Consider the following 19,920-nt stretch of genomic DNA (forward strand, 5'->3'; position numbering starts at 1 on the left):
CTTCGAGTACAGGCGGAAGTAGTTCTGCAGGGTCACCGTGGCGAGGGTCTGGTTCTCGGCCTTGACCTGAACCCCTTCCTTCGCCTCGATGGCCTGGTGGATACCCTCGTTGTAGCGGCGGCCCATGAGGATACGACCGGTGTGCTCGTCGACGATCATGACCTCGCCGTTCATCACGACGTAGTCCTTGTCCTTCTTGAACAACGCGTTCGCCTTGAGCGAGTTGTTGAGGAACGAGATCAGTGGCGTGTTGGCTGACTCGTACAGGTTGTCGATGCCGAGGTAGTCCTCGACCTTTTCGATGCCCGGCTCAAGCACGCCGACCGTGCGCTTCTTCTCGTCGACCTCGAAGTCCTCACCCTCGATGAGGATCTTGGAGAGGCGCGCGAATTCGTTGAACCAACGGTTCGCTTCCCCTGAGGAGGGTCCGGAGATGATGAGCGGGGTACGCGCCTCATCGATGAGGATGGAGTCGACCTCGTCGACGATGGCGAAATAGTGACCGCGCTGAACGAGGTCCTTGGACTGCCAGGCCATGTTGTCGCGCAGGTAGTCGAAACCGAACTCGTTATTCGTTCCGTAGGTGATGTCTGCGTTGTACTGTTCGCGTCGCTGCTCAGGCGTCTGCCCTGCAACGATCACGCCGGTGGTCATGCCGAGAGCGCGGAAGACGCGCCCCATCAGCTCTGACTGGTACGTCGCCAGGTAGTCGTTCACCGTGACGATGTGCACACCCTTGCCTGCAATGGCGTTCAGATAGGCGGGGAGGGTCGCGACGAGGGTCTTGCCCTCACCGGTCTTCATCTCGGCGATGTTGCCGAGGTGGAGGGCCGCGCCGCCCATGATCTGCACGTCGAAGTGACGAAGACCAATGGTGCGCTTCGACGCTTCACGAACGGCCGCGAAGGCCTCTGGGAGAAGTTCGTCGAGGGTCTCGCCCTTCTCAAATCGAGCCCGGAGTTCGCCCGTCTCGGCGCGCAATTCCTCATCGGTGAGTTCGGCGAAGTTGGGTTCGAGCGAGTTGACGGCTTTCGTCAGGTTCTCGAGCTTCTTGAGGATCCGGCCTTCGCCGACGCGAAGAACCCTCTCTAGTACTGAGGCCACGAATTGCACTCCACTTTTGTCTCTAGGGCACGCGAGTTTCGCGCCACCGCGCCGTGTGCGCGGGTGATGATCAACAGTCAGTCGATAACGCTATCCATGTTAGCGTCCAGTCCGGTGGGAGCACCCTGATAACAACAGGCAATCACCCCCAAAAGTGTTCACGCGGGTGCCGGGAATTCCGGCACCCGCGTGAACAACGGTCGAGTGATCCCTGCGGATCTACGCTCGCTTCTTCGATTCCGTTGTGTCCTCGTCGAGCCCGATGACTCCGTAGTCCCAGCCCTTTCGGCGGTACACAACGCTTGGCCTGTCGTTCTTGGCATCAACAAAGAGGAAGAACGGGTGGCCGACGAGTTCCATGCGGTCGACAGCTTCATCGACGGTCATGAACTCGGCCGGGAATACCTTCTCCCGGATAACAACCGGGCAGTATTCCTCTTCGGTGTTCTCCTCATTCTCATCGACCGCCGTCAGCACACCGGTGGCTACGCGTTCGATGGTCTCAGGGTCAGCGGGTTGCAGGTCGATTCCGCTGAATCCTTCAGCACTCGCTGTCGAGAGTGATGTTCGCCGTTTCCCCCTCAATACTTTCTTTCGATCTTTCGCTCGACGCACTTGCTCGAGCAGTTTTGCAATTGCCAGATCAAAGGCAACGTACTTGTCTGAACCCGCCGCTTCGGCTCGAACGAGTGGGCCTGGACCGACGAGCATCAGCTCGACCCGGTCGTCTCCGGCCTTACCGCTCTTGTCGTGGTGACGGCTGACCTTGACCTCGAATGCGAGGGCTCGGTCTGACAGGTGGGCTACTTTCGCTGATTTCTCCTCGACGTAATCGCGGAAGCGATCAGTGAGTCCCAGGCCTTGTCCGACAATGTTAATTTCCACGTCAACCTCCCAGATCAGGCGTCCCGCCGCATAATCATGGGCGGTCCTTTCGCGCCTTTAGCCCCACGGTAGTCCGCGGGGGGAGATAAGTCACTCAGCAAACTGTGTGGTTACGGCCGGGGTAGAATGCGCCGTGGCGTCGCGGCGAGCACCACCCCACCGAGGACTCGTGCACCCGATTGCTCGAGCGCTCGACGCGCTTCGAGCAGCGTTGCGCCGGTGGTCACGACGTCGTCGACGATGAGGTAGCAGCGCCCCGTCGCGCGGTTGCGTGCGCGGAGCGATCCGGTCAGATTGCGCTGTCTGCCGGCGATTCCCAACCCGATCTGGTCGTCCGGCTGTCGGACGAGGGCGAGCGGATGCTCCGCGGCGAGGCGCGCATTAGCCACGAGCCTGTCGACGGGCCGGTATCCCCTTCTCCGGTAGGCGGACCGGCTCGATGGAATCGTGGCGAGCGTCACATCGGCCACGGTGCCTGCCCGAGCGGGCAGCTCAGTGAGGGCCCGGTCGAACGCCGAGCGGAGAAGGCCGCCGAGCGCTGCGGCAACGTCTGTCCGCTGCTCATTTTTGAGTGCGAGGAGAGCACGACGAACAACACCGTCGTAGTCTGTCGCCGCCCACACCGGAAACCCGTCGTCGAGCTCACGAACTGCGGGAGGTTTCGGAACGCTGGCCAGACAGGCGTCGCAGAGCGCGGCATCCGCTTGCCCACAACCCACGCAGGCAACCGGGAGAAGCACCCCGATCGCCTCGCGAAGGGCTCGGCCGACGACCTGCGCGACCGGGGTGCTGTCGGAGACCTCCATCCGCTTAGCTTTGCGCGCGCAGCGATCGCGGAACCGGGAGTTGCACGATCGGGGGAAAGCCCGCCGTGCAGCCCGGCCTGTGGACAGTTAGCTCGGGCTCCCAAGCTGGGTGGCCAGGAACGCCACCCCGCTCGCGGTTGTCTGCCAGAGCGACGTGCGCAGTACCCGCACGTCACCCGCAGACGACAGCGCACGAAGTTGCTTGGTCGTGTTTCCCCCAACGATCTGCACGGCGTCGTCGAGGGTGGCCAGCCGCGTCGATTCTCCGCCGATCACCTGGGTGACGACCTCGCCCCGACCGTCGGACGAGCTCGTCAGGGACGCGACGGTGATCTCGTCGATCCAGGTGGCGGAGAGGCCAGCGCCGTCACCGACCGCGAGCACGAGCGGATCGCCGAGGCTGACCGGGGTGTTGTCTGCGGCGCGAGCGATGCCGGCAACGAGGAGCCGGGGTTCGCCAGCCGTGCGGACCAGGGCGAGGAGCCTTGTGCCATCCCGCGACACCTGGATGGACTGGATGCTCGACGCGTCTGGCCAGCTCGACATCACCGGTGACTGCGAACCGTCTGCGCGGATGGCCAGGAGCGAACCTGGCTCGCCCTCCGGGACACTCCAGATGAAACCGAATCGATCGAGTGACGGGGCGATGAGACCCGCCCTGCCGTCGACGCGAAGGCCTGAGGTTTGCGACTGCCGCACGGCGTACACGCCGTCCGGCGTTCTGACCGCCGCGAGCGAGTGACTCGGGTTGACGACCGCCGCCGTTGCGCTGAGTGCCTCGATCTGCGGGCTGATGCCGGGGAGCCGCTCGACGGCGCCGCCGCTGAGGAAACCGAAACCGTCCTCGGTCATGGCGAGCGGCCGCGGGTCCACCCGTGGTCCTGGGATCGCGAGCACCGGGATGTCCTGAACGTTGCCGCTCACCGCGATGCTGACCGAGTTGATGGTCGACACACCGCTGAGACTCGCGGAGAGCTGCGCCTGCATGCGCTGCAGCGTCAGATCGTCTGCTTCGAACGCCTCACTGTTGAGGTCAACCTGCGCCACGTCACTGACGATGGGCACGGCGTTGCGGGTCAGCTGGGTGCCCTCGGGGAACGCCGATGTCACAGCGCCGACAAGCCACTCGCTTGGCCCGTCGAGCAGGGCGTTGACGATCTGTGTTCCCGTCGACGCGCGCGATGGGAACCAGCGCAGGTCGGGGACGAGGTGCGTCCATGACGGGTCAAAGAAGCTCAGTGCGTACGGATTGAAGACCTCGCTGAACTTCTGCTCGTCGAGCACGACTCCGTCCGGTGCTGAGTTGATCCGCCACTGGCCGTCCACCTGCACGAGCGCGAACACCCGGGTGGTCGGTTGCAGGTCGCTGAACTCGACGTACTCCCCCGACCCGTCGACAGATGCGACAGGCACAAGGCTGACCTGCATGGTGAGAGCGTCCACCGAGGTGAATGCTCGCTGGTTGGCCTCGTCGATGAGCGCGCTCGCGTCAGGGTTCCAGGTCGATTGGATCGACGGCGAGAGGTACTCACGTGCTGTCGCGTAGTCGTCGCGCGGGCTCGAGGCCGCGTCGATGAAACCGCGCAGGATCTGCTCCTGCGTCGCGTCCTTCTCGGGTCCCTGGGCGAGGAACTCGATCTCCGGGTCCTCGTCGGTCGGAACGACCTGCCCGATCTGCGGTGCACCCGATTGCGGGATGCCTGCACAACCGGTGACGAGGACGGCCAGCGCGAGCGCCAGCCCAGTCGCGAGGGTGCTTCTCAGCCGCCTGCGGGTCATGAGCGTTCCTCTCTCACTTGCGTCGGAGCATCCGCTCGATCGATCGCGGGGGAAGGACCGTCCGCGTCCTCGGGGGGAAGCGGGAGCGGCGACACAGAGAACTCGCCGCCAAGCACGCGCGGCAGGGTGAGCCGGAAGCACGTGCCACCGCCGACCCGTGTCCACAGGTCGAGAGTTCCTCCGTGCAGTTGCGCGTCTTCGAGCGCGATGGCGAGGCCGAGGCCGGTGCCGCCGATGGTGCGTTTGCGCGACGGATCGGCCCGCCAGAACCTGTCGAAGACCCGCTCGGAGTCGGCCTCGGTCATTCCGTGCCCGTAGTCACGGACGGTGAGAGCGACGGCCTGCTCGTTGCTGTCGACCACCACGACGATCGGGCGTCCTTCGCCGTGCTCGATGGCGTTGCCGAGGAGGTTCCGAACCACGCGGCGGATGCGCCGCGGGTCGGCCTCGACAGGCGAGTAGCCGCCCGGCGCGACAAGTCGGATCTCTGACCCCTTCTGCTCGGCGAGCGACGCAACACCATCGATGGAGTCCTCGGCCAAGTGAATGAGGCTGGTCGGCTCGATTTCAAGCTGCACAGACCCGGCGTCGTACCGTGAAATTTCGAGCAGGTCGGCGAGCAGCACCTCGAAGCGCTGGGTTTGGGTGTGCAGCAGCTCGGTCGTGCGGGCCATGGCAGGCGGATAGGTGTCGCGCTGGTCGTAGAGCACGTCGCCCGCGAGCCGGATCGTGGTGAGCGGGGTGCGGAGCTCGTGCGAGACATCGGACACAAAGCGCTGCTGGACCTGGGACAGGTCGGCAAGTTCCTTGATCTGCTTCTGCATGCTGTCGGCCATGCCGTTGAACGACTGAGCGAGCGTCGCGAGTTCATCCTCGCCCTTTTCAGGAATTCGAACCTCAAGATCTCCGGATGCCAGTCGCTGGCTGGTCTCGGCCGCCACACGAATCGGGTTGGCAACGAGGCGCACAACCACCCAGGCGACGGACGCCAGGAGGATCAGGAGGGTGAGCCCGCCGATGAAGAGGGTGCGTTGAACGAAGAGCAGCGTCTCCTCGGTGTCGACCAGGTTGTAGCCGATGTAGATTTCGTACCTGCTGCCCTCAGGCAGGGTGATTTCGGTTCCGACCACGATGCCGGGGTTGGTTCCACCGTTCGACGCCGGAAGTGAGACCGACTGCCACCACTGTTCGTCAGGGTTCTTCTGCACACTCGCGCGGAGGGCGTCGCTGATCACCCCGCTGAGCTGGGGGCTCTCGAAGTCCTGTGGAGCGACGGCGCTCGGCGATTGGCCCGGTGTGCGGTAGCCGGCGATGAGGGTGGAGCTTGAGGCGCGGGCGATCTCGGTGCGCGCGGCGCTCATCAGCTCCTGGATGCCGGCCCGGTCCTGGTCGCTCGAGGAGTCGAGGATGTTCTGGGCAGACGATGTCGCACGGAACGAGTCCTGCTGCACCTGGTCGACGCGGGAGGAGAAGAGGTCGTTGCCGATCGACAACGACATGTAAATGCTCGAAATGAGCACGGCGGCGAGCGACAACCCGAGGGTGACGATGACGGTGCGGAACTGCAGCGACCGTCGCCACGAGCGGACCACCCGGGTTGGCCAGGTCCTCCAGTTCGCGAGTCGCGCTCCGGCGACCCCTGCGTTGGCGCCGTACCCCGCTGGGCTCGCCGTCGATTCCCGGCTGAACACCATGCCAGCTATTGCGCGGCGGCGCCGGTGCCGGCGCGGTAGCCGACACCTCGAACCGTCATTACGATGCGCGGGTTATCAGGGTCGAACTCGACCTTGGCGCGGAGGCGCTGCACGTGCACGTTGACCAGGCGGGTGTCTGCCTTGTAGTGGTAGCCCCACACCTGCTCGAGCAGCATTTCGCGGGTGAATACCTGTTGCGGCTTCGACGCCAGGGTGAGCAGCAGGTCGAACTCGAGGGGGGTCAGGTTGATGGCTGTGTCGCCACGGCGCACCTCGTGCCCGGCGACGTCGAGGACGAGGTCGCCGATCTGCAGCGTGTCCAGGGCCTGCTGCGGTGCTGGGCGCAGCCGGGTGCGGATGCGAGCGACGAGCTCCTTGGGGTTGAACGGCTTGACCATGTAGTCATCCGCCCCTGATTCGAGCCCCTTGACCACATCGGCCGTGTCGGTTTTGGCCGTGAGCATGATAATCGGCACGCCCGATTCCGCACGAATGCGGGTGCATACCTCAATGCCGTCGATGCCAGGAAGCATGAGGTCGAGAAGAACGAGGTCGGGCTTGACCTCGTGGAAGGCGTCAACTGCGCCACTTCCGTCGGCGCAGAAGTGTGGCTCGAAGCCTTCGGTTCGCAACACGATGCCGATCATCTCGGCCAGTGCTGTGTCGTCGTCGACCACCAGGATCCGTGCGTTCATACGCCTCGTTCTCGTTTCTTCGACCGGCTTTGGGCATCCGGGCGCTCGGTACTCTGGAACAGATTACTGGCTCCAGCCGGGGACCTTCTGATGAACAGCATTTTTCCACGGTCCGGGCGCAGGATCGGAGGTGTGCGGGAGCTGGATATGCCACGATGAACGAAGGCAAGTTTTCGCTACGAGGGGGCCACTGAGTGACTCACGACCAGAACTGGCAGGCACCGGGATCGGCTGAAGAGCCGCCCCGCTATGGCGAGCGCGTTCCGCAATCGCCGCCAGCACCGCAGCAGGCACCGCAGAGCCAGCAACCGCCTGCCGGTCAGCCGCAGCAGTACCCGCAGGTGAACCCCCCTTCTGGCGCGAACCCGTACGGCCAGAACCCCTACCCCTCACAGCCCTCAGGGCAGGGTCAGTACGGCCAGAATCCGTGGGGCCAGCAACCGTACGGCGCTCCGCAGTTCTCCCAGCCCGGCTGGACCCCTCCCCCCAAACCGGGGCTCATCCCACTTCGACCGCTTGGATTCGGCACCCTTCTTGGGGCTCCTTTCCTCGCTCTCAAGCGCAACCCCAAGGCGACATTCGGCAGTGCATTACTTGTGCAGGCCATCAGCGTCGTGATCAGCCTTCTGGTGATTGGCGCCATCACGTTCTTCTTTGTGTCCCGGATCAGCTCCGCCTCGGCCGAGGATCAGGACGCGATCGCCGCTGGCGGTGTCGCCGCAATCCTGCTCGGCGCGCTCATTCCGTTCCTCATCACCCTAATCGGCACGGTCTTCCTGCAGGGGGTCATCGTCAATGAGGTCGCTCGGTCGACCCTCGGCGAGAAACTCACACTCAAGGCCGTGTGGAAGGCCACCTGGCCGAGGTTCGGACACCTGCTGCTCTGGGTTCTCGTGGCGACTGTCGCGTTCACCATTGTGCTCGCGGTCCTGGTCGGGATCGTCTGGATGCTCGTTGTGCTCGGCGGCGGGTTTATCGCGGCCGGTATCATCCTGGCCATCCTCGCCGGCATCGCCCTGATCGTCGTCGGGGTCTGGCTGAGCATCAAACTGTCGATCGTCCCGAGTGTGATCGTTCTCGAGCGCGCGTCGATGGGAGCCGCGATCCGCCGGTCATGGCGGCTCACCGACGGCTACTTCTGGCGCACCCTCGGCGTTCAGTACCTCATCGCCTTCATCGTCGGAACTGTGTCGCAGGTTGTTCTCACCCCGGTGAGCGTGCTCTATGTGATGGCGTTGTCAGCCGTCGACCCGACGGGAACAAGTGCCGAAAGCTGGGTTGGCCCTCTCGTGCTTTACGCGATCATGATTGTTCTGTCCCTGCTCGTCGGGTCGATCACTTCCGTGGTTTCATCGGCGGCCATCGCCCTGATCTATGTCGACCTGCGGATGCGTAAGGAGGGGCTCGACCTCGAGCTGATCCGGTTCGTTGAGGCGCGGCAGACCGGAAACGCAACGGTTGAGGACCCCTATCTTCTTCAGGCGAGCGGCCGTCCGACGCCGATGGGGCAGGCCGGGCCTGCCGGGTCTGGTTCGCCGTGGGCCTAGCTGGCGCGTGGGGTGTGCCTGGCGGAGCACCGCTCGACGTGCCCGTCGACCCGACGGCGCCCGAGGCGCGGGACTGGTTGGTCGACGAGTTGTCGAAGCCCGAGTATGCCGCGGCGCAGCCGAGCCTGTTCGATCGGTTGAGCCAGGCGTTTTTTGAGTGGCTGGAGCGTCTGTTCCAGCCGGGAGCGTCAGTGCCGACCGACTGGGTTCCCGTCGCCATCGTGATCGCCATTGTGCTGGCGCTGATCGTCGCGCTTCTCGTCTGGGGTATGCCGCGCCTCAACCGCCGCAGCCGGGTGGCACAGGGCCTGTTCGGTGAGGATGACACCCGCACGGCCGACGAACTGCGCCGGTCTGCCGAGGGATTCGCCGCCGCCGGCGACTGGACGAACGCGACCCTCGACCGGTTCCGCGCGCTCGCTCGGGACCTCACCGAGCGCACCATCGTGTTCGTCTCCCCCGGCACGACGGCCCATGACTTTGCCGGTCGCGCCGCTGAGGCGTTCCCGGATTCCAGCGACCGCCTCGCCTCGGCCGCCCGCACTTTCGACGATGTGCGCTACCTCGGCACCGACGGAACCGCCGAGCAGTACCGGTTGCTCCGGGCGCTGGATGTCGAACTCTCCGCCCGCACACCGGCGCGGCTGGAGTCGATCGAAACGGAACCGGCCTCATGACCGGAAGGCTCCCAACCACGCGACCAGTGGCATCCGCTTCGCAAGAGAACCACGGTGACCAGGTCACCACGCCGCGGGCTCGCACCGTCGCCCGCCGCTCCGTTTTCTGGATCGGAGTTGCGGTCGTGGCGATTCTCGTTGTCGCGGCCACGATGCTGCTCACGCGGGGTGGAGCGTCGAGCGGTATCGAGTTGGACCCGGCGAACCCGGCACCGACCGGGGCGAAGGCCACGGCCGAGGTGCTGCGCGACCAGGGGGTCGACGTGATCCTGCCTGGCAGCTACGGCGAGGCGATGCGTGAGGCGAAACGGCAGGGCACAACTCTGGCCGTCTTCGACCCGAGCGGATACCTCACTGACGAAAGGCTCTTCGACCTCGTCAGCACAGCGGATTCAACCGTGATTCTCGCACCGACCTTCGCGCAGCTGCGGGTGGTCGCCCCTGACGTGTTTGCGGCGGGTGTCAGCGACGAGCCTGGCGCACTGGACGCGGACTGCGACCTGCCCGCTGCCGAGCGGGCACAAACGATCAGTCCAGGCGCCACCTTCCGGGTGAATTCCGAAACGGATGCCATTACATGCTTCCCCGCGGACACCGACGGTTTCGCTGTGGTGCAGTTGCCGGAGCAGAACGGCACGCTCACCCTGGTCGGCCCGTCGGAACTGGTCAGCAACGAGTCAGTGATTCTGCACGGCAATGCGGCGTTTGCGCTCGGGCTGCTCGGCGAAACCGGCCGTCTCGTCTGGTACCTTCCCTCGATCGCCGACGTTGAGGCATCCGGCCCGCCAGACGTTGCCCAGCTGACCCCGAACTGGCTTGTTCCGACGACGTCGCTGCTCGCGCTGACCGCGCTCGTCGCCATGTTCTGGCGTGGGCGCAGGTTCGGGCCGCTCGTCGCCGAGAACCTCCCAGTCACCGTGCCTGCCGGCGAAACGCTCGAGGGTCGCGCCAGGCTCTACCAGCGAATCTCCGCGCGCACCCGCGCGATCGACGCGCTCCGCATTGGAGCGGTTGGCAGACTCGGCCGCGTGCTCGGGCTGTCCCGTCACGCCACGGTTTATGAGGTAGCGGATGCCTGCGCCTCGGCACTCGGACGGCCTCGCGACGAGATTCGCGGCGTCCTGGTCGATATCCTTCCGCAGTCCGAACGCGACGTCGTGTCGATCTCGGACGCGCTTGCCAACCTTGAACGGGATACAGCGGCGGCCGTCGATCCACGACCGCCGAGCCGCCCGTCGTAACGTGGAGCCGACAGCCCCGCCGCCCCATTTCTCCCCCACCGACACTGACAACCGGAAGCAGAACTCGATGACATCACCGCAGCAGCCGTACGAGGGACACCAGCAGACACCGCACCAGGCGGTGCCGCCGAACCCGTATGCGCTTGTCGGCGAGCAGCAGGAGCAGACCCGCCGGTCGCGTTCCGCCCAGCAGGAGCAGGCTGCGCAGCACGAGCAGCCGCGAGTCGAGCAGCATGCCGCACCGGCGCAGTACGCCCAGCATGCGGAGCAGCAGGCTCAAGATCCGCAGGCTCAGCAGGCTCCGCCTCAGCAGCAGCAGCCTCAGCAGCACGGCGAGTCCGCCCGCGTGCAGGAGCTTCGGGGAAAGCTCGCTCAGGTGCGACGCGAGGTCGCCAAGAGCGTCGTTGGCCAGGAACCTGCCGTCACCGGACTGATCATCGCCCTGCTCGCCAAGGGGCACGTGCTGCTCGAGGGCGTCCCCGGTGTCGCCAAAACCCTGCTCGTCCGCACGCTCAGCTCGGCGCTCGACCTCGACACCAAGCGCGTGCAGTTCACCCCTGACCTCATGCCTGGCGATGTCACGGGTTCGCTCATTTACGACGCGAAGACCGGCGAGTTTGAGTTCCGCCGCGGCCCGGTGTTCACCAACATCCTGCTGGCCGACGAGATCAACCGCACACCACCGAAGACCCAGTCGTCACTGCTCGAGTCGATGGAGGAACGGCAGGTCAGTGTCGACGGTGTCACCCAGCCGCTCCCGACGCCGTTCATGGTGGCAGCGACCATGAACCCGATCGAATACGAGGGCACATACACGCTGCCGGAGGCCCAGCTCGACCGGTTCCTGCTCAAGCTCGTGCTCGACGTGCCCGAGCGAGAGCTCGAGGTCGAAGTGCTTCGTCGGCACGCGGCAGGCTTCAACCCGCGCGACCTCGCGGCGGCCGGGGTCACCGCTGTGCTCGGCGCCGATGACCTCGCCGACGCCCAGCGCGCTGCGGCAACCACAGGGGTCTCGACGGACGTGCTCAGCTACATCGTCGACCTGGCCCGCGCGACGAGGCAGAGCCCGAGCGTGCGGATGGGTGTCAGCCCCCGCGGAACGACAGCGCTTCTGGCCGCCGCCAAGGCATGGGCGTGGCTCAGTGGCTACTCCTCGGTCACCCCTGATCACGTCCAGGCCATGGTCCTGCCCGTTTGGCGGCACCGGCTCCAGCTTCGTCCAGAGGCCGAACTCGAGGGCATCGCCTCTGATGCGATCCTCCGCTCCATCCTCAGCTCCGTGCAGGTGCCGATCTAAATGACCGTCTCGGGGAGATTTGTCGCGCTCGTCGCCTTCGGCGTCGTCCCGGTGATCGTGCTTGGCTCATTCACCGGTGAGCCGGGCATTGTGCTGGGCCTGTGGCTGTTGTCCTGCGTGCTGATCGGCGTCCTCGATCTCTCGCTCGCGGCATCCCCCCGCCAGATCAGCACAGCGCGATCACTCCCATCACGCACACGGCTCGGCGAGACGGTGACGAGCGAGCTGTATCTCACGAACCGAGGAAAACGGACGCTTCGAGCAACGGTTCGGGATGCCTGGCAGCCGTCAGCTGGACCGTCAACGAACCGCAGCAGGGTCACCATTCCCCCGCGTGAGCGCCGGGTGGTTGCGTTGCAGTTGACGCCGTTCCGCCGCGGCGAACGGCGGGTCGAACACGTCACCGTGCGCTCAGCAGGACCGCTCGGATTGATGTCGCGCCAGGCGACGATGACATCGCCGGGACAACTGCGGGTGCTTCCGCCGTTCAACGCCCGCAAACACCTGCCCTCCAGGCTCGCCAGGCTGCGGGAACTCGACGGTGCAACCAGCGTGATGGTTCGCGGGCAGGGCACCGAGTTCGACTCGCTGCGTGAGTACGTCCGAGGCGATGACGTGCGGTCGATCGACTGGCGCGCGACCGCCCGTCGTCGAGACGTTGTTGTGCGCACCTGGCGTCCCGAGCGCGACCGCCGTGTGGTGATCGTCCTCGACACAGGACGCACATCGGCCGCACGCGTGTCAGACGAGCCGCGCATCGACACGGCGTTCGAGGCGTCGCTTCTCCTGTCAGCGCTGGCCACCCGCGCCGGCGACCGGGTCGACTTTGTCGCGTACGATCGCCGGGTCCGTGGTCGGGTGCAGGGTGCCACAGGGGCAGACCTGCTGTCGAAGCTCGTCGACTCCATGGCGGGCATCGATCCCGAGCTGATCGAGATGGACTGGGCTGCTGTCCCAGGGCAGGTCCGCAACATCACCACGCAGCACTCCCTCGTTGTGCTGCTCACCTCGATCGACGCGCCTGGTGCCTCGACCGGGCTGCTGTCGGTGCTGCCGCAGTTGACGTCCCGCCACACGGTAGTCGTGGCATCCGTCACCGATCCTTTCGCCCTCGAGGCCAGCCGCACGCGCGGCAACCGGGACGAGATTTACCTGGCCGCAGCCGCCGAGCGGGCGCTTCTCGACGTCTCACGGGTCTCGGCGGCGGTGCGCCAGCTCGGTGCTGAGGTCGTGACCGGGTCGCCGGAGGACCTGCCGCCCGCCCTCGCCGACACCTACATCGCGCTCAAGGCCGCCGGCCGGCTGTAGTCGGGCGCTCGTCCCCTCGCGCCGCCTTCCGTCGGCCCTCGCCACCGTCTGCCGCACGCCGCTCCCACGCCCGCCGCCACCTCGCCGCACCATTTACCAAAAAGTGTCGGCTGGTCCGCGTTCGGCACACATCACAGAGCCATTTTCGGCAAATGGATCGCGGCGACCGATGAAGCCGAGCGCTGAACCACGAAGGGCCCGACCTCCGCGCAATGCGGAAGCCGGGCCCTCAGTCAGCAGTGCTTAGACGGCGACGCTCGTTGCAGCGAGTGCAGCGCCGAGCTTCGAACCGAGCTCGATGTCGACGTTCGACCAGTACGCGATGGCGCGCGCACGGATCTCAGCGTTCTTCACTGCACCGACGTGACCGATGATCTGCGCGAGCAGGCGGGCCTTGGCCGCGTCGTCCATGACGTCGCGGTAGAGGGTTCCGGCCTGACCGAAGTCGTCGTCCTCGGGGTGCAGGGTGGCGGAGGTGCGCAGGAGCTCACCGTCGTTCTGCCATCCGGTCGATTCGGCAGCGCGTGCCGGGTCAGCGTGCGGGCCACCGAACGAGTTCGGGGCGTACCCGGGACGGTCGGCCGGCGGGAAGTCGATGCGCGCTGCGCCGTCCTTCGAGTAGCTGTTGACCTGGGTCTTCGCGGCGTTGACCGGCAGCTGCGCGTGGTTGACGCCGACGCGGTAACGCTGGGCGTCCGCGTAGGAGAAGATGCGAGCCTGCAGCATCCGATCGGGGCTTGCTGCGATTCCGGGAACGAAGTTCGCCGGGGAGAATGTCGCCTGCTCGATCTGAGCGAAGTAGTTCTCGGCGTTCTTGTTGAGCGTCATGGTGCCGACCTTGATCAGCGGGAAGTCGGCGTGCGGCCAGACCTTGGTGACGTCGAACGGGTTGAACCGGTAGGTCTTCGCGTCTTCGTACGGCATGACCTGAACGGACATCGTCCAGCTCGGGTGGTTGCCCTCAGCGATGTTCGTGTACAGGTCGTGCTGGTGGTAGTCAGCGTCCTGACCGGCGATTTCGGCAGCCTGGTCGGCGCTCAGCACAGCGATGCCCTGGTTGGTCTTGAAGTGGTACTTGACCCAGAAGCGCTCGCCGGCGGCGTTGATCCACTGGTAGGTGTGCGATCCGAAGCCGTCCATGTGGCGCCATGACGCCGGGAGGCCGCGGTCGCCCATCAGCCAGGTGACCTGGTGTGCGCTCTCGGGAGACTGGCTCCAGAAATCCCACTGCATGTCGTTGTTGCGCAGGTTCGAGCCCGGGAGGCGCTTCTGCGAGTGGATGAAGTCGGGGAACTTGATGCCGTCGCGGAGGAAGAACACCGGGGTGTTGTTTCCGACGAGGTCGTAGTTGCCTTCTGACGTGTAGAACTTGAGTGCGAAACCGCGCGGGTCGCGCCAGGTGTCGGGTGAACCCTGCTCACCGGCGACCGTCGAGAAGCGGGCGAGCATCTCGGTAGCCGTGCCCTGCTGGAAGAGGGCGGCACGGGTGTACTGCGACACGTCCTCGGTGGTCTCGAAAACACCGAACGCTCCACCACCCTTTGCGTGCACAACACGCTCCGGCACACGCTCACGGTTGAAGTGGGCGAGCTTTTCGGTCAGGTAGCTGTCGATCAGCGGGATCGCGCCGTCTGCGCCGACGGTGAGCGACTGGGAGTCAGCTGCAACCGGGGTGCCGGTGTTTGTGGTGGTGTACGAAGTATCGGACATGTATCTCCTTGGTGTTTCTGGGCGGGGCAGGGGGCAGCTGTCAGCCAGGGGTGCTGGCCGAAAGCGAAAGAGGGTGGGGTTAGCTGAGTGGCGCTGCGGCGCAATTGGGGCAGAGGCCCCAGTAGGTCACTTCGGCAGTTGTGAGGGTGAATCCGGATGTTGTGACTGGCGTCAAGCACGGAGCGTGGCCGACCGCACAATCCACGTCACCGATCGCACCGCACTTCGAGCAGACGATGTGATGGTGGTTGTCGCCGACGCGCAGTTCGTATCGCGCCGGGGAACCGGCCGGTTCGATCCGACGCACGAGACCGGCATCCGTCAACGCTCCCAGCACTCCGTAAATCGCCTGAACCGAGGTGTCGGGGAGTTCGTGCAAGACGATGTCGAAAACCGCCTGTGCATCAGCGTGTGGGTGCTTCTCGAGCGCGCGAATCGTCTCGACGCGCTGGTCCGTCGCACGGAGACCCGCCGAGCGCAGCAATTCGCGCTCAGGGCTGACTTCCGTGGGTGACATGTTCCCAGTCTAGTATCTATTTTGATTCATTCAAAACTACAGTGAAAAGTATCTCGGCAACGTCGCGAGCGACCTCAAAGGGCTGCGAGAAGGCGGATCCGACGCGAGTGGACGAGCACGCGTGAGAGGCGAGCGGATGCCACACCTAACGCATGCGGAAACGGTCAGTTCGCGTAGATGCGCCGGGCGCCAGCTTCAAAGGCAGCCAGGTCCCCGGTCTCCCCCGCTCGGTACGCACGTCGACCGACGACGAGCATATAAAAGAGGAACGCCCCGAGAGCCGCAGCGCCGAGTCCGATCTTCACGGGCCACGGCCACGGCTGCGGAGTGACGAACCCCTCGAGAATGCCCGAAACGAGCAGAACAAAAACGAGGCCGATCGCCACGGTGAACAACGCGCGGGCGTCTTCGGCGAGGGCCTGGCCGCGCGTGCGTTTGCCAGGGGCAACCCACGCCCAGAAGATTCGCAACCCGCCAGCCGCCGCAACAAAGATGGCCGTGAGCTCAAGCAGGCCGTGCGGCGCAATGTAGAGGAAGAACGTGTCACCCTCACCGAAGCTAAACAGCACTGCGGCGTTGAGCCCGAGGTTCTGCGCGTTCTGGAGGATCACGTACGGCACCCAAATGCCGGTGATGCCGAAGGCAATGCACTGCGCCGCTATCCAGGCGTTGTTGGTCCACACCTGGCCGGCGAACGACGCCGCGGGGTTGTCGGAGTAGTAGTTGGCGAAGTCCTCTTCAGCGACCCGGCGCAGTTCCTCGGTGCTGCCGAGGTTCGCGAGCACCTGCGGGTCGTTGAGCACCCACGCAGCCCAGAGTGCTGCAACGCCGACCGTGACGAGGGCGACGGCGAGGGTGAGCCAGCGCAACCGGTACAGCGCGGCGGGCAGTTGAAGCACAAAGAACCGCGGTAGCTGGCTGAGCACGTTGGCGCTGGCCGAGGTGAACCGCAGCCGCGACTTCGACAGCGTGACGCTCAGCCGGTCCCCGTGCCTGGTCGATCCGGCGGTGGTCTTGATCGCCGAGAGCTGAGTCGCTCCCGCCTGATAACGATCGATCAACTCGTCCGCTTCCGCGCCCGACAATGACCGCTTCGAGGCTAAAGCGTCGAGGCGGTCCCAGTCATTTCGGTGCGCGGCACTGTAGGCGTCGAGATCCATCTGATTAGATACTATTCATGACTGACTCCCCCGGCGTGCAGATGTCGGATCTGTCTGACTCCTCCCAGCTGATCACCGGTGAGGCGGTCGCGCTCGACGTCCAGTCAGCGAGCTTCATTCTGCGCGCGGCAGGCGCCATCATCGACTTTCTGGTTTCGGTGCTCGTCGCCGCCGGATTGCTCTGGCTCCTCGTCGTCCTGGCAACACAGGGCGTCGTCGACCAGTCAGCAACAACCGCGTTCTCCACGGCAATCATCGTGTTCAGCACCGTGGTTCTCCCGACGGCGGTCGAGACCATCGGCCGCGGCCGCTCCCTCGGAAAGCTCGCCATCGGCGCACGCATTGTCCGCGACGACGGAGGTGCAACCGGGTTCCGCCACGCCTTCATTCGCGCCCTCGTCGGCTTCTTCGAGATTTACATGACGCTCGGCGGTGTTGCCGCACTCACCGGCCTGCTCTCCACCCGCGCGAAGCGCCTTGGCGACCTGCTGGCCGGCACCTATGCCCAGCAGGAACGAGTTCCCCGCGCCGAGCCATCCGTCTACGGTGTTCCGCCTGTGCTGCAGTCGTGGGCAACGATTGCAGACGTGGGGCGGATGCCTGATCGTCTGACCCGCAGGATCGCCCAGTTCCTGGGTCAGGCAGCGAAACTCACGCCGGAAACGCGCTCGCGGTTGGCACGCGATCTGGCCGCTGAGGCATCCGTTTTCGTCTCTCCTGTCCCGAACGTCGACCCGGAGCTGTTTCTCTACGCGGTGTCTGCTGTTCGCCGGGATCGCGAGTACGCGGCGCACATGCTCGAGCAGCAGCGCCTGTCGACGCTGGCGCCTGTGCTCACCGGGCGCCCGCACGGGTTCCCTGAGCGGTAGCACCCGCGCCCCTCCCTCATTTCGTCGGTCCGTTAGGGCGCCAACACCCCCGAACCGCGCACTTCGAGACCGACGAACGATGCACACCCCCGCCCGCACAACTTCATCGGTCCGTTGCGACGCGAAACAACGTCGAACCGCACACCTCCGGACCGACGAACGACGCCCACCCCCGCCCGCACAACTTCATCGGTCCGTTGCGACGCAAAACGGCATTGAACGCGCACTTCCGGACCGACGAACGGCTGCACGCCACCGCCCACCTGCCACGACCGCCCAGCGCGCCCCCGCACACGCGAAAACGGCGCCGCCCAGCCGAAGCCGGGCGACGCCGTCGAAGGCGAACTCTTAGTAGCGGTAGTGGTCGACCTTGTACGGTCCATCCACGGTGACGCCGATGTAAGCGGCCTGCTCTTCTGAGAGTGTGGTGAGCTCAACGCCGAGTGCGTCGAGGTGCAGGCGCGCGACCTTCTCGTCGAGGTGCTTCGGCAGCACATACACGCCGACTGGGTAGTTCTCCTGGTGTGCGTACAGTTCGATCTGCGCGAGGACCTGGTTGGTGAACGAGTTGCTCATGACGAACGACGGGTGGCCGGTGGCGTTGCCGAGGTTCATCAGGCGTCCCTCGCTCAGCACGAGGATTGACCGGCCGTTCGGCAGGCGCCACTCGTGCACCTGCGGCTTGATCTCGACTCGCTCGGCGCCCTCGATCTTTTCGAGTCCGGCCATGTCGATCTCGTTGTCGAAGTGTCCGACGTTGGCGACGATCGCGAGGTGCTTCATGTTCAGCATGTGCTCGGTCGTGATGACGTTGAGGTTGCCAGTGCCCGAGACGAAAATGTCGACCTGGTCGACGACGCTCTCGATCTTGGCGACCTGGTAGCCGTCCATCGCGGCCTGCAATGCGCAGATCGGGTCAACCTCAGAAACGATCACACGGGCGCCCTGGCCGCGAAGTGCCTCGGCTGCGCCCTTGCCGACGTCGCCGTATCCGACAACGAACGCGACCTTACCGCCGATGAGCACGTCGGTGGCGCGGTTGAGTCCGTCTGGCAGTGAGTGGCGGATGCCGTACTTGTTGTCGAACTTGCTTTTTGTCACCGAGTCGTTGACGTTGATCGCCGGGAACAGCAGATCGTCGTTCCGGAACAGCTCATACAGGCGGTGAACACCCGTGGTGGTCTCCTCGGTGACACCCTGGATCTCGGCGGCGATCTTCGTCCAGCGGTCGGTCGATGTCGCGAGCGAGCGGCGCAGCAGCTCGAGGACAACCCGGCCCTCGTGGCTCTCGTCTTCAGCAGCTTCGGGCACAGCACCGGCGAGCTCGTACTTGCGGCCGTTGTGCACCAGCAACGTGGCGTCTCCACCGTCGTCGAGGATCATGTTCGGGCCGGTCCAGTCGGCGCCGGCAGCGGCAGCCTCCGCTGACCAGTCGAAGATCTGCTCGGCGCACTCCCAGTACTCCTCGAGCGTCTCGCCCTTCCACGCGAAAATCGGGGCGCCTGCTGGGGCGTCGACGGTTCCGGTCGGGCCGACGGCGATCGCCGCTGCGGCCTCGTCCTGGGTAGAGAAGATGTTGCAGCTTGCCCAACGCACCTGGGCGCCGAGCACTACGAGGGTTTCAATGAGAACGGCCGTCTGCACTGTCATGTGCAGCGAACCGGCGATGCGGGCACCGGCGAGCGGCTTCGACTCGCCGAACTCGGCGCGAAGGGCCATGAGTCCCGGCATCTCGTTCTCGGCCAGACGGATCTGGTGGCGGCCTGCCTCGGCAAGCGAAAGGTCACGGACCTTGAAAGGAAGTGCAGTAGCGGATGCGGCGGGTGGGGAAAGCGTCATAACTTCATTCTCGCAGACCCCGGGTGGGCAATCCCGGTGAGTGTGCAGCTTTCTACGTGTTGAGCACCTGGTGTCGAATGACCTGCCAGCCCTGTGGCACGCTCAACCGCTCGGCGTGAATCGCGCAGAGGTCATAGGTGTGCGGCTCCTTCGCCAGGCTCAGCGGCCCGAGGACGGCCATGGAGTCTGCGTAGTCGTAGGTGAGCGTCGAGACCGCTTCGCGCGAGCATCCGACTTTTGTGCATGGCCTGTCCAACATTCCTCTCACGATACAACTGACAGGGTGCCTCGGAGAACACCTCGCCGTCGCTCCCGGCGAATAGGATGGCTGCATGGCACGACGCGGGACGAGAAGCAGCACTTTTGCGCGGCGAGCGGTTCGGCACGACCGGCACGGCAGGGCACAGCGCAGCCCTGCGACGGGCCCGCACCTGCCGCCGCTGAAGAACCGTATCGACAGTTTCGACATGACGGTCGCGGCCGCCGCAGACTTCCTCCGCGCAACCTGGCCCGACGAACTCGTCAACGTTCGGTTTGAGGTCGGCAACATGCCGGTGGGCGAGCAAAACGGCGAGGGTGTTGCGCGGTGGTGGACGAGTGCGGCCGAGCGACGTGTTGTGTTGTATCGGCTACCGATCCAGCGCATGAGCAAGCTCCATCGCGACGATGAGCTGCACCAGCGGATGATGATCGAGAGCTGCGTCTTTCGCGCGACAGCTGAGCTCATCGGCAAAGACCCGTGGGACCTCGGTCCCGACCGGTTTCGCTTCTAACCACCCGCACACTGTCGGC

The 19,920-nt window shown here is 65.3% G+C and carries 18 protein-coding genes; 7 read left to right on the forward strand and 11 right to left on the reverse strand.

From position 1 onward, the window contains the following. The 6 genes from D9V28_RS10740 to mtrA all read right to left on the reverse strand — a co-directional run. Positions 1-1,104 (reverse strand): preprotein translocase subunit SecA (locus tag D9V28_RS10740; RefSeq protein WP_342353048.1); only part of this gene is annotated, 1,104 nt, incomplete at its 3' end. Between the two features lie 219 nt (positions 1,105-1,323). Then, positions 1,324-1,989, reverse strand: a complete 666-nt coding sequence (hpf, locus tag D9V28_RS10745) for a ribosome hibernation-promoting factor, HPF/YfiA family (protein ID WP_121659755.1) — start codon at positions 1,987-1,989, stop codon at positions 1,324-1,326. A gap of 110 nt (positions 1,990-2,099) precedes the next feature. Then, entirely contained in the window at positions 2,100-2,795 is a 696-nt protein-coding gene (locus D9V28_RS10750; RefSeq protein WP_121659756.1) for a ComF family protein, read from the reverse strand. Positions 2,796-2,882: 87 nt separating this feature from the next. Next, positions 2,883-4,574 carry an LpqB family beta-propeller domain-containing protein gene (locus tag D9V28_RS10755; RefSeq protein WP_121659757.1) on the reverse strand — a complete coding sequence of 564 codons (1,692 nt, stop codon included), beginning with the start codon at positions 4,572-4,574 and terminating at the stop codon, positions 2,883-2,885. Continuing rightward, the gene (gene mtrB / locus D9V28_RS10760; RefSeq protein ID WP_121659758.1) at positions 4,571-6,268 is read right to left on the reverse strand and encodes an MtrAB system histidine kinase MtrB; all 1,698 of its coding nucleotides are present in this window, start codon (positions 6,266-6,268) and stop codon (positions 4,571-4,573) included. Before mtrB ends, D9V28_RS10755 begins: the two co-directional genes overlap by 4 nt. Positions 6,269-6,273: 5 nt before the next feature. After that, positions 6,274-6,963 (reverse strand): MtrAB system response regulator MtrA, encoded by a 690-nt coding sequence (mtrA, locus tag D9V28_RS10765; RefSeq protein WP_121659759.1) that lies wholly within the window; start codon positions 6,961-6,963, stop codon positions 6,274-6,276. 194 nt (positions 6,964-7,157) lie between these two features. On the opposite strand from mtrA, the gene D9V28_RS10770 reads away from it, so the two are divergent. The 5 genes from D9V28_RS10770 to D9V28_RS10790 all read left to right on the forward strand — a co-directional run bounded on the left by D9V28_RS10770 (position 7,158) and on the right by D9V28_RS10790 (position 13,033). Further along, complete coding sequence (locus D9V28_RS10770; protein WP_121659760.1) at positions 7,158-8,510, forward strand: DUF7847 domain-containing protein; 1,353 nt, start codon at positions 7,158-7,160, stop codon at positions 8,508-8,510. After that, positions 8,501-9,187, forward strand: coding sequence for a DUF4129 domain-containing protein (locus D9V28_RS10775; protein ID WP_229728077.1), 687 nt, complete (start codon positions 8,501-8,503; stop codon positions 9,185-9,187). The genes D9V28_RS10770 and D9V28_RS10775 overlap by 10 nt, the downstream gene beginning before the upstream one ends. Next, complete coding sequence (locus D9V28_RS10780; protein WP_121659761.1) at positions 9,184-10,428, forward strand: DUF4350 domain-containing protein; 1,245 nt, start codon at positions 9,184-9,186, stop codon at positions 10,426-10,428. The genes D9V28_RS10775 and D9V28_RS10780 overlap by 4 nt, the downstream gene beginning before the upstream one ends. Before the next feature lie 67 nt (positions 10,429-10,495). Next, complete coding sequence (locus D9V28_RS10785) at positions 10,496-11,725, forward strand: AAA family ATPase (protein ID WP_371870009.1); 1,230 nt, start codon at positions 10,496-10,498, stop codon at positions 11,723-11,725. Then, positions 11,726-13,033 (forward strand): DUF58 domain-containing protein, encoded by a 1,308-nt coding sequence (locus D9V28_RS10790; RefSeq protein ID WP_121659762.1) that lies wholly within the window; start codon positions 11,726-11,728, stop codon positions 13,031-13,033. A gap of 243 nt (positions 13,034-13,276) precedes the next feature. On the opposite strand, the gene D9V28_RS10795 is transcribed toward D9V28_RS10790, so the two are convergent. The 3 genes from D9V28_RS10795 to D9V28_RS10805 form a co-directional block, all read right to left on the reverse strand. Next, entirely contained in the window at positions 13,277-14,743 is a 1,467-nt protein-coding gene (locus D9V28_RS10795; RefSeq protein WP_121659763.1) for a catalase, read from the reverse strand. Positions 14,744-14,822: 79 nt separating this feature from the next. After that, positions 14,823-15,260, reverse strand: coding sequence for a Fur family transcriptional regulator (locus D9V28_RS10800; protein WP_121659764.1), 438 nt, complete (start codon positions 15,258-15,260; stop codon positions 14,823-14,825). Positions 15,261-15,424: 164 nt separating this feature from the next. Next, positions 15,425-16,420, reverse strand: coding sequence for a stage II sporulation protein M (locus D9V28_RS10805; RefSeq protein WP_121659765.1), 996 nt, complete (start codon positions 16,418-16,420; stop codon positions 15,425-15,427). Positions 16,421-16,437: 17 nt separating this feature from the next. Here D9V28_RS10805 and D9V28_RS10810 point away from each other — a divergent pair, with 17 nt between their 5' ends. Beyond that, positions 16,438-17,289 carry an RDD family protein gene (locus D9V28_RS10810; RefSeq protein ID WP_229728074.1) on the forward strand — a complete coding sequence of 284 codons (852 nt, stop codon included), beginning with the start codon at positions 16,438-16,440 and terminating at the stop codon, positions 17,287-17,289. A 348-nt stretch (positions 17,290-17,637) separates the two neighbouring features. Here the strand turns inward: D9V28_RS10810 and ahcY are convergent, their stop codons facing one another. Together ahcY and D9V28_RS10820 are read right to left on the reverse strand one after the other, a co-directional pair. After that, positions 17,638-19,128, reverse strand: a complete 1,491-nt coding sequence (gene ahcY, locus D9V28_RS10815) for an adenosylhomocysteinase (RefSeq protein WP_121659766.1) — start codon at positions 19,126-19,128, stop codon at positions 17,638-17,640. Between the two features lie 52 nt (positions 19,129-19,180). Next, entirely contained in the window at positions 19,181-19,387 is a 207-nt protein-coding gene (locus tag D9V28_RS10820) for a DUF3499 family protein (RefSeq protein WP_121659767.1), read from the reverse strand. Between the two features lie 73 nt (positions 19,388-19,460). Between D9V28_RS10820 and D9V28_RS10825 the strand changes: the two genes are divergently transcribed. Continuing rightward, positions 19,461-19,901, forward strand: a complete 441-nt coding sequence (locus D9V28_RS10825; protein WP_121659768.1) for a metallopeptidase family protein — start codon at positions 19,461-19,463, stop codon at positions 19,899-19,901. The last annotated feature ends 19 nt before the right edge of the window (positions 19,902-19,920 follow it).

The organism is Mycetocola zhadangensis, assembly GCF_003668565.1.
GTDB classification, from domain to species: domain Bacteria; phylum Actinomycetota; class Actinomycetes; order Actinomycetales; family Microbacteriaceae; genus Mycetocola_A; species Mycetocola_A zhadangensis.

Bases quoted from the DNA above. Each gene is read 5' to 3' on its own strand.
- D9V28_RS10750 (WP_121659756.1), bottom strand. From the start codon at position 2,795: ATGGAGGTCTCCGACAGCACCCCGGTCGCGCAGGTCGTCGGCCGAGCC.
- D9V28_RS10755 (WP_121659757.1), bottom strand. From the start codon at position 4,574: ATGACCCGCAGGCGGCTGAGAAGCACCCTCGCGACTGGGCTGGCGCTC.
- mtrB (WP_121659758.1), bottom strand. From the start codon at position 6,268: ATGGTGTTCAGCCGGGAATCGACGGCGAGCCCAGCGGGGTACGGCGCC.
- mtrA (WP_121659759.1), bottom strand. From the start codon at position 6,963: ATGAACGCACGGATCCTGGTGGTCGACGACGACACAGCACTGGCCGAG.
- D9V28_RS10780 (WP_121659761.1), top strand. From the start codon at position 9,184: ATGACCGGAAGGCTCCCAACCACGCGACCAGTGGCATCCGCTTCGCAA.
- D9V28_RS10785 (WP_371870009.1), top strand. From the start codon at position 10,496: ATGACATCACCGCAGCAGCCGTACGAGGGACACCAGCAGACACCGCAC.
- D9V28_RS10790 (WP_121659762.1), top strand. From the start codon at position 11,726: ATGACCGTCTCGGGGAGATTTGTCGCGCTCGTCGCCTTCGGCGTCGTC.
- D9V28_RS10795 (WP_121659763.1), bottom strand. From the start codon at position 14,743: ATGTCCGATACTTCGTACACCACCACAAACACCGGCACCCCGGTTGCA.
- D9V28_RS10800 (WP_121659764.1), bottom strand. From the start codon at position 15,260: ATGTCACCCACGGAAGTCAGCCCTGAGCGCGAATTGCTGCGCTCGGCG.
- D9V28_RS10805 (WP_121659765.1), bottom strand. From the start codon at position 16,420: ATGGATCTCGACGCCTACAGTGCCGCGCACCGAAATGACTGGGACCGC.
- D9V28_RS10810 (WP_229728074.1), top strand. From the start codon at position 16,438: ATGACTGACTCCCCCGGCGTGCAGATGTCGGATCTGTCTGACTCCTCC.
- ahcY (WP_121659766.1), bottom strand. From the start codon at position 19,128: ATGACGCTTTCCCCACCCGCCGCATCCGCTACTGCACTTCCTTTCAAG.
- D9V28_RS10820 (WP_121659767.1), bottom strand. From the start codon at position 19,387: ATGTTGGACAGGCCATGCACAAAAGTCGGATGCTCGCGCGAAGCGGTC.
- D9V28_RS10825 (WP_121659768.1), top strand. From the start codon at position 19,461: ATGGCACGACGCGGGACGAGAAGCAGCACTTTTGCGCGGCGAGCGGTT.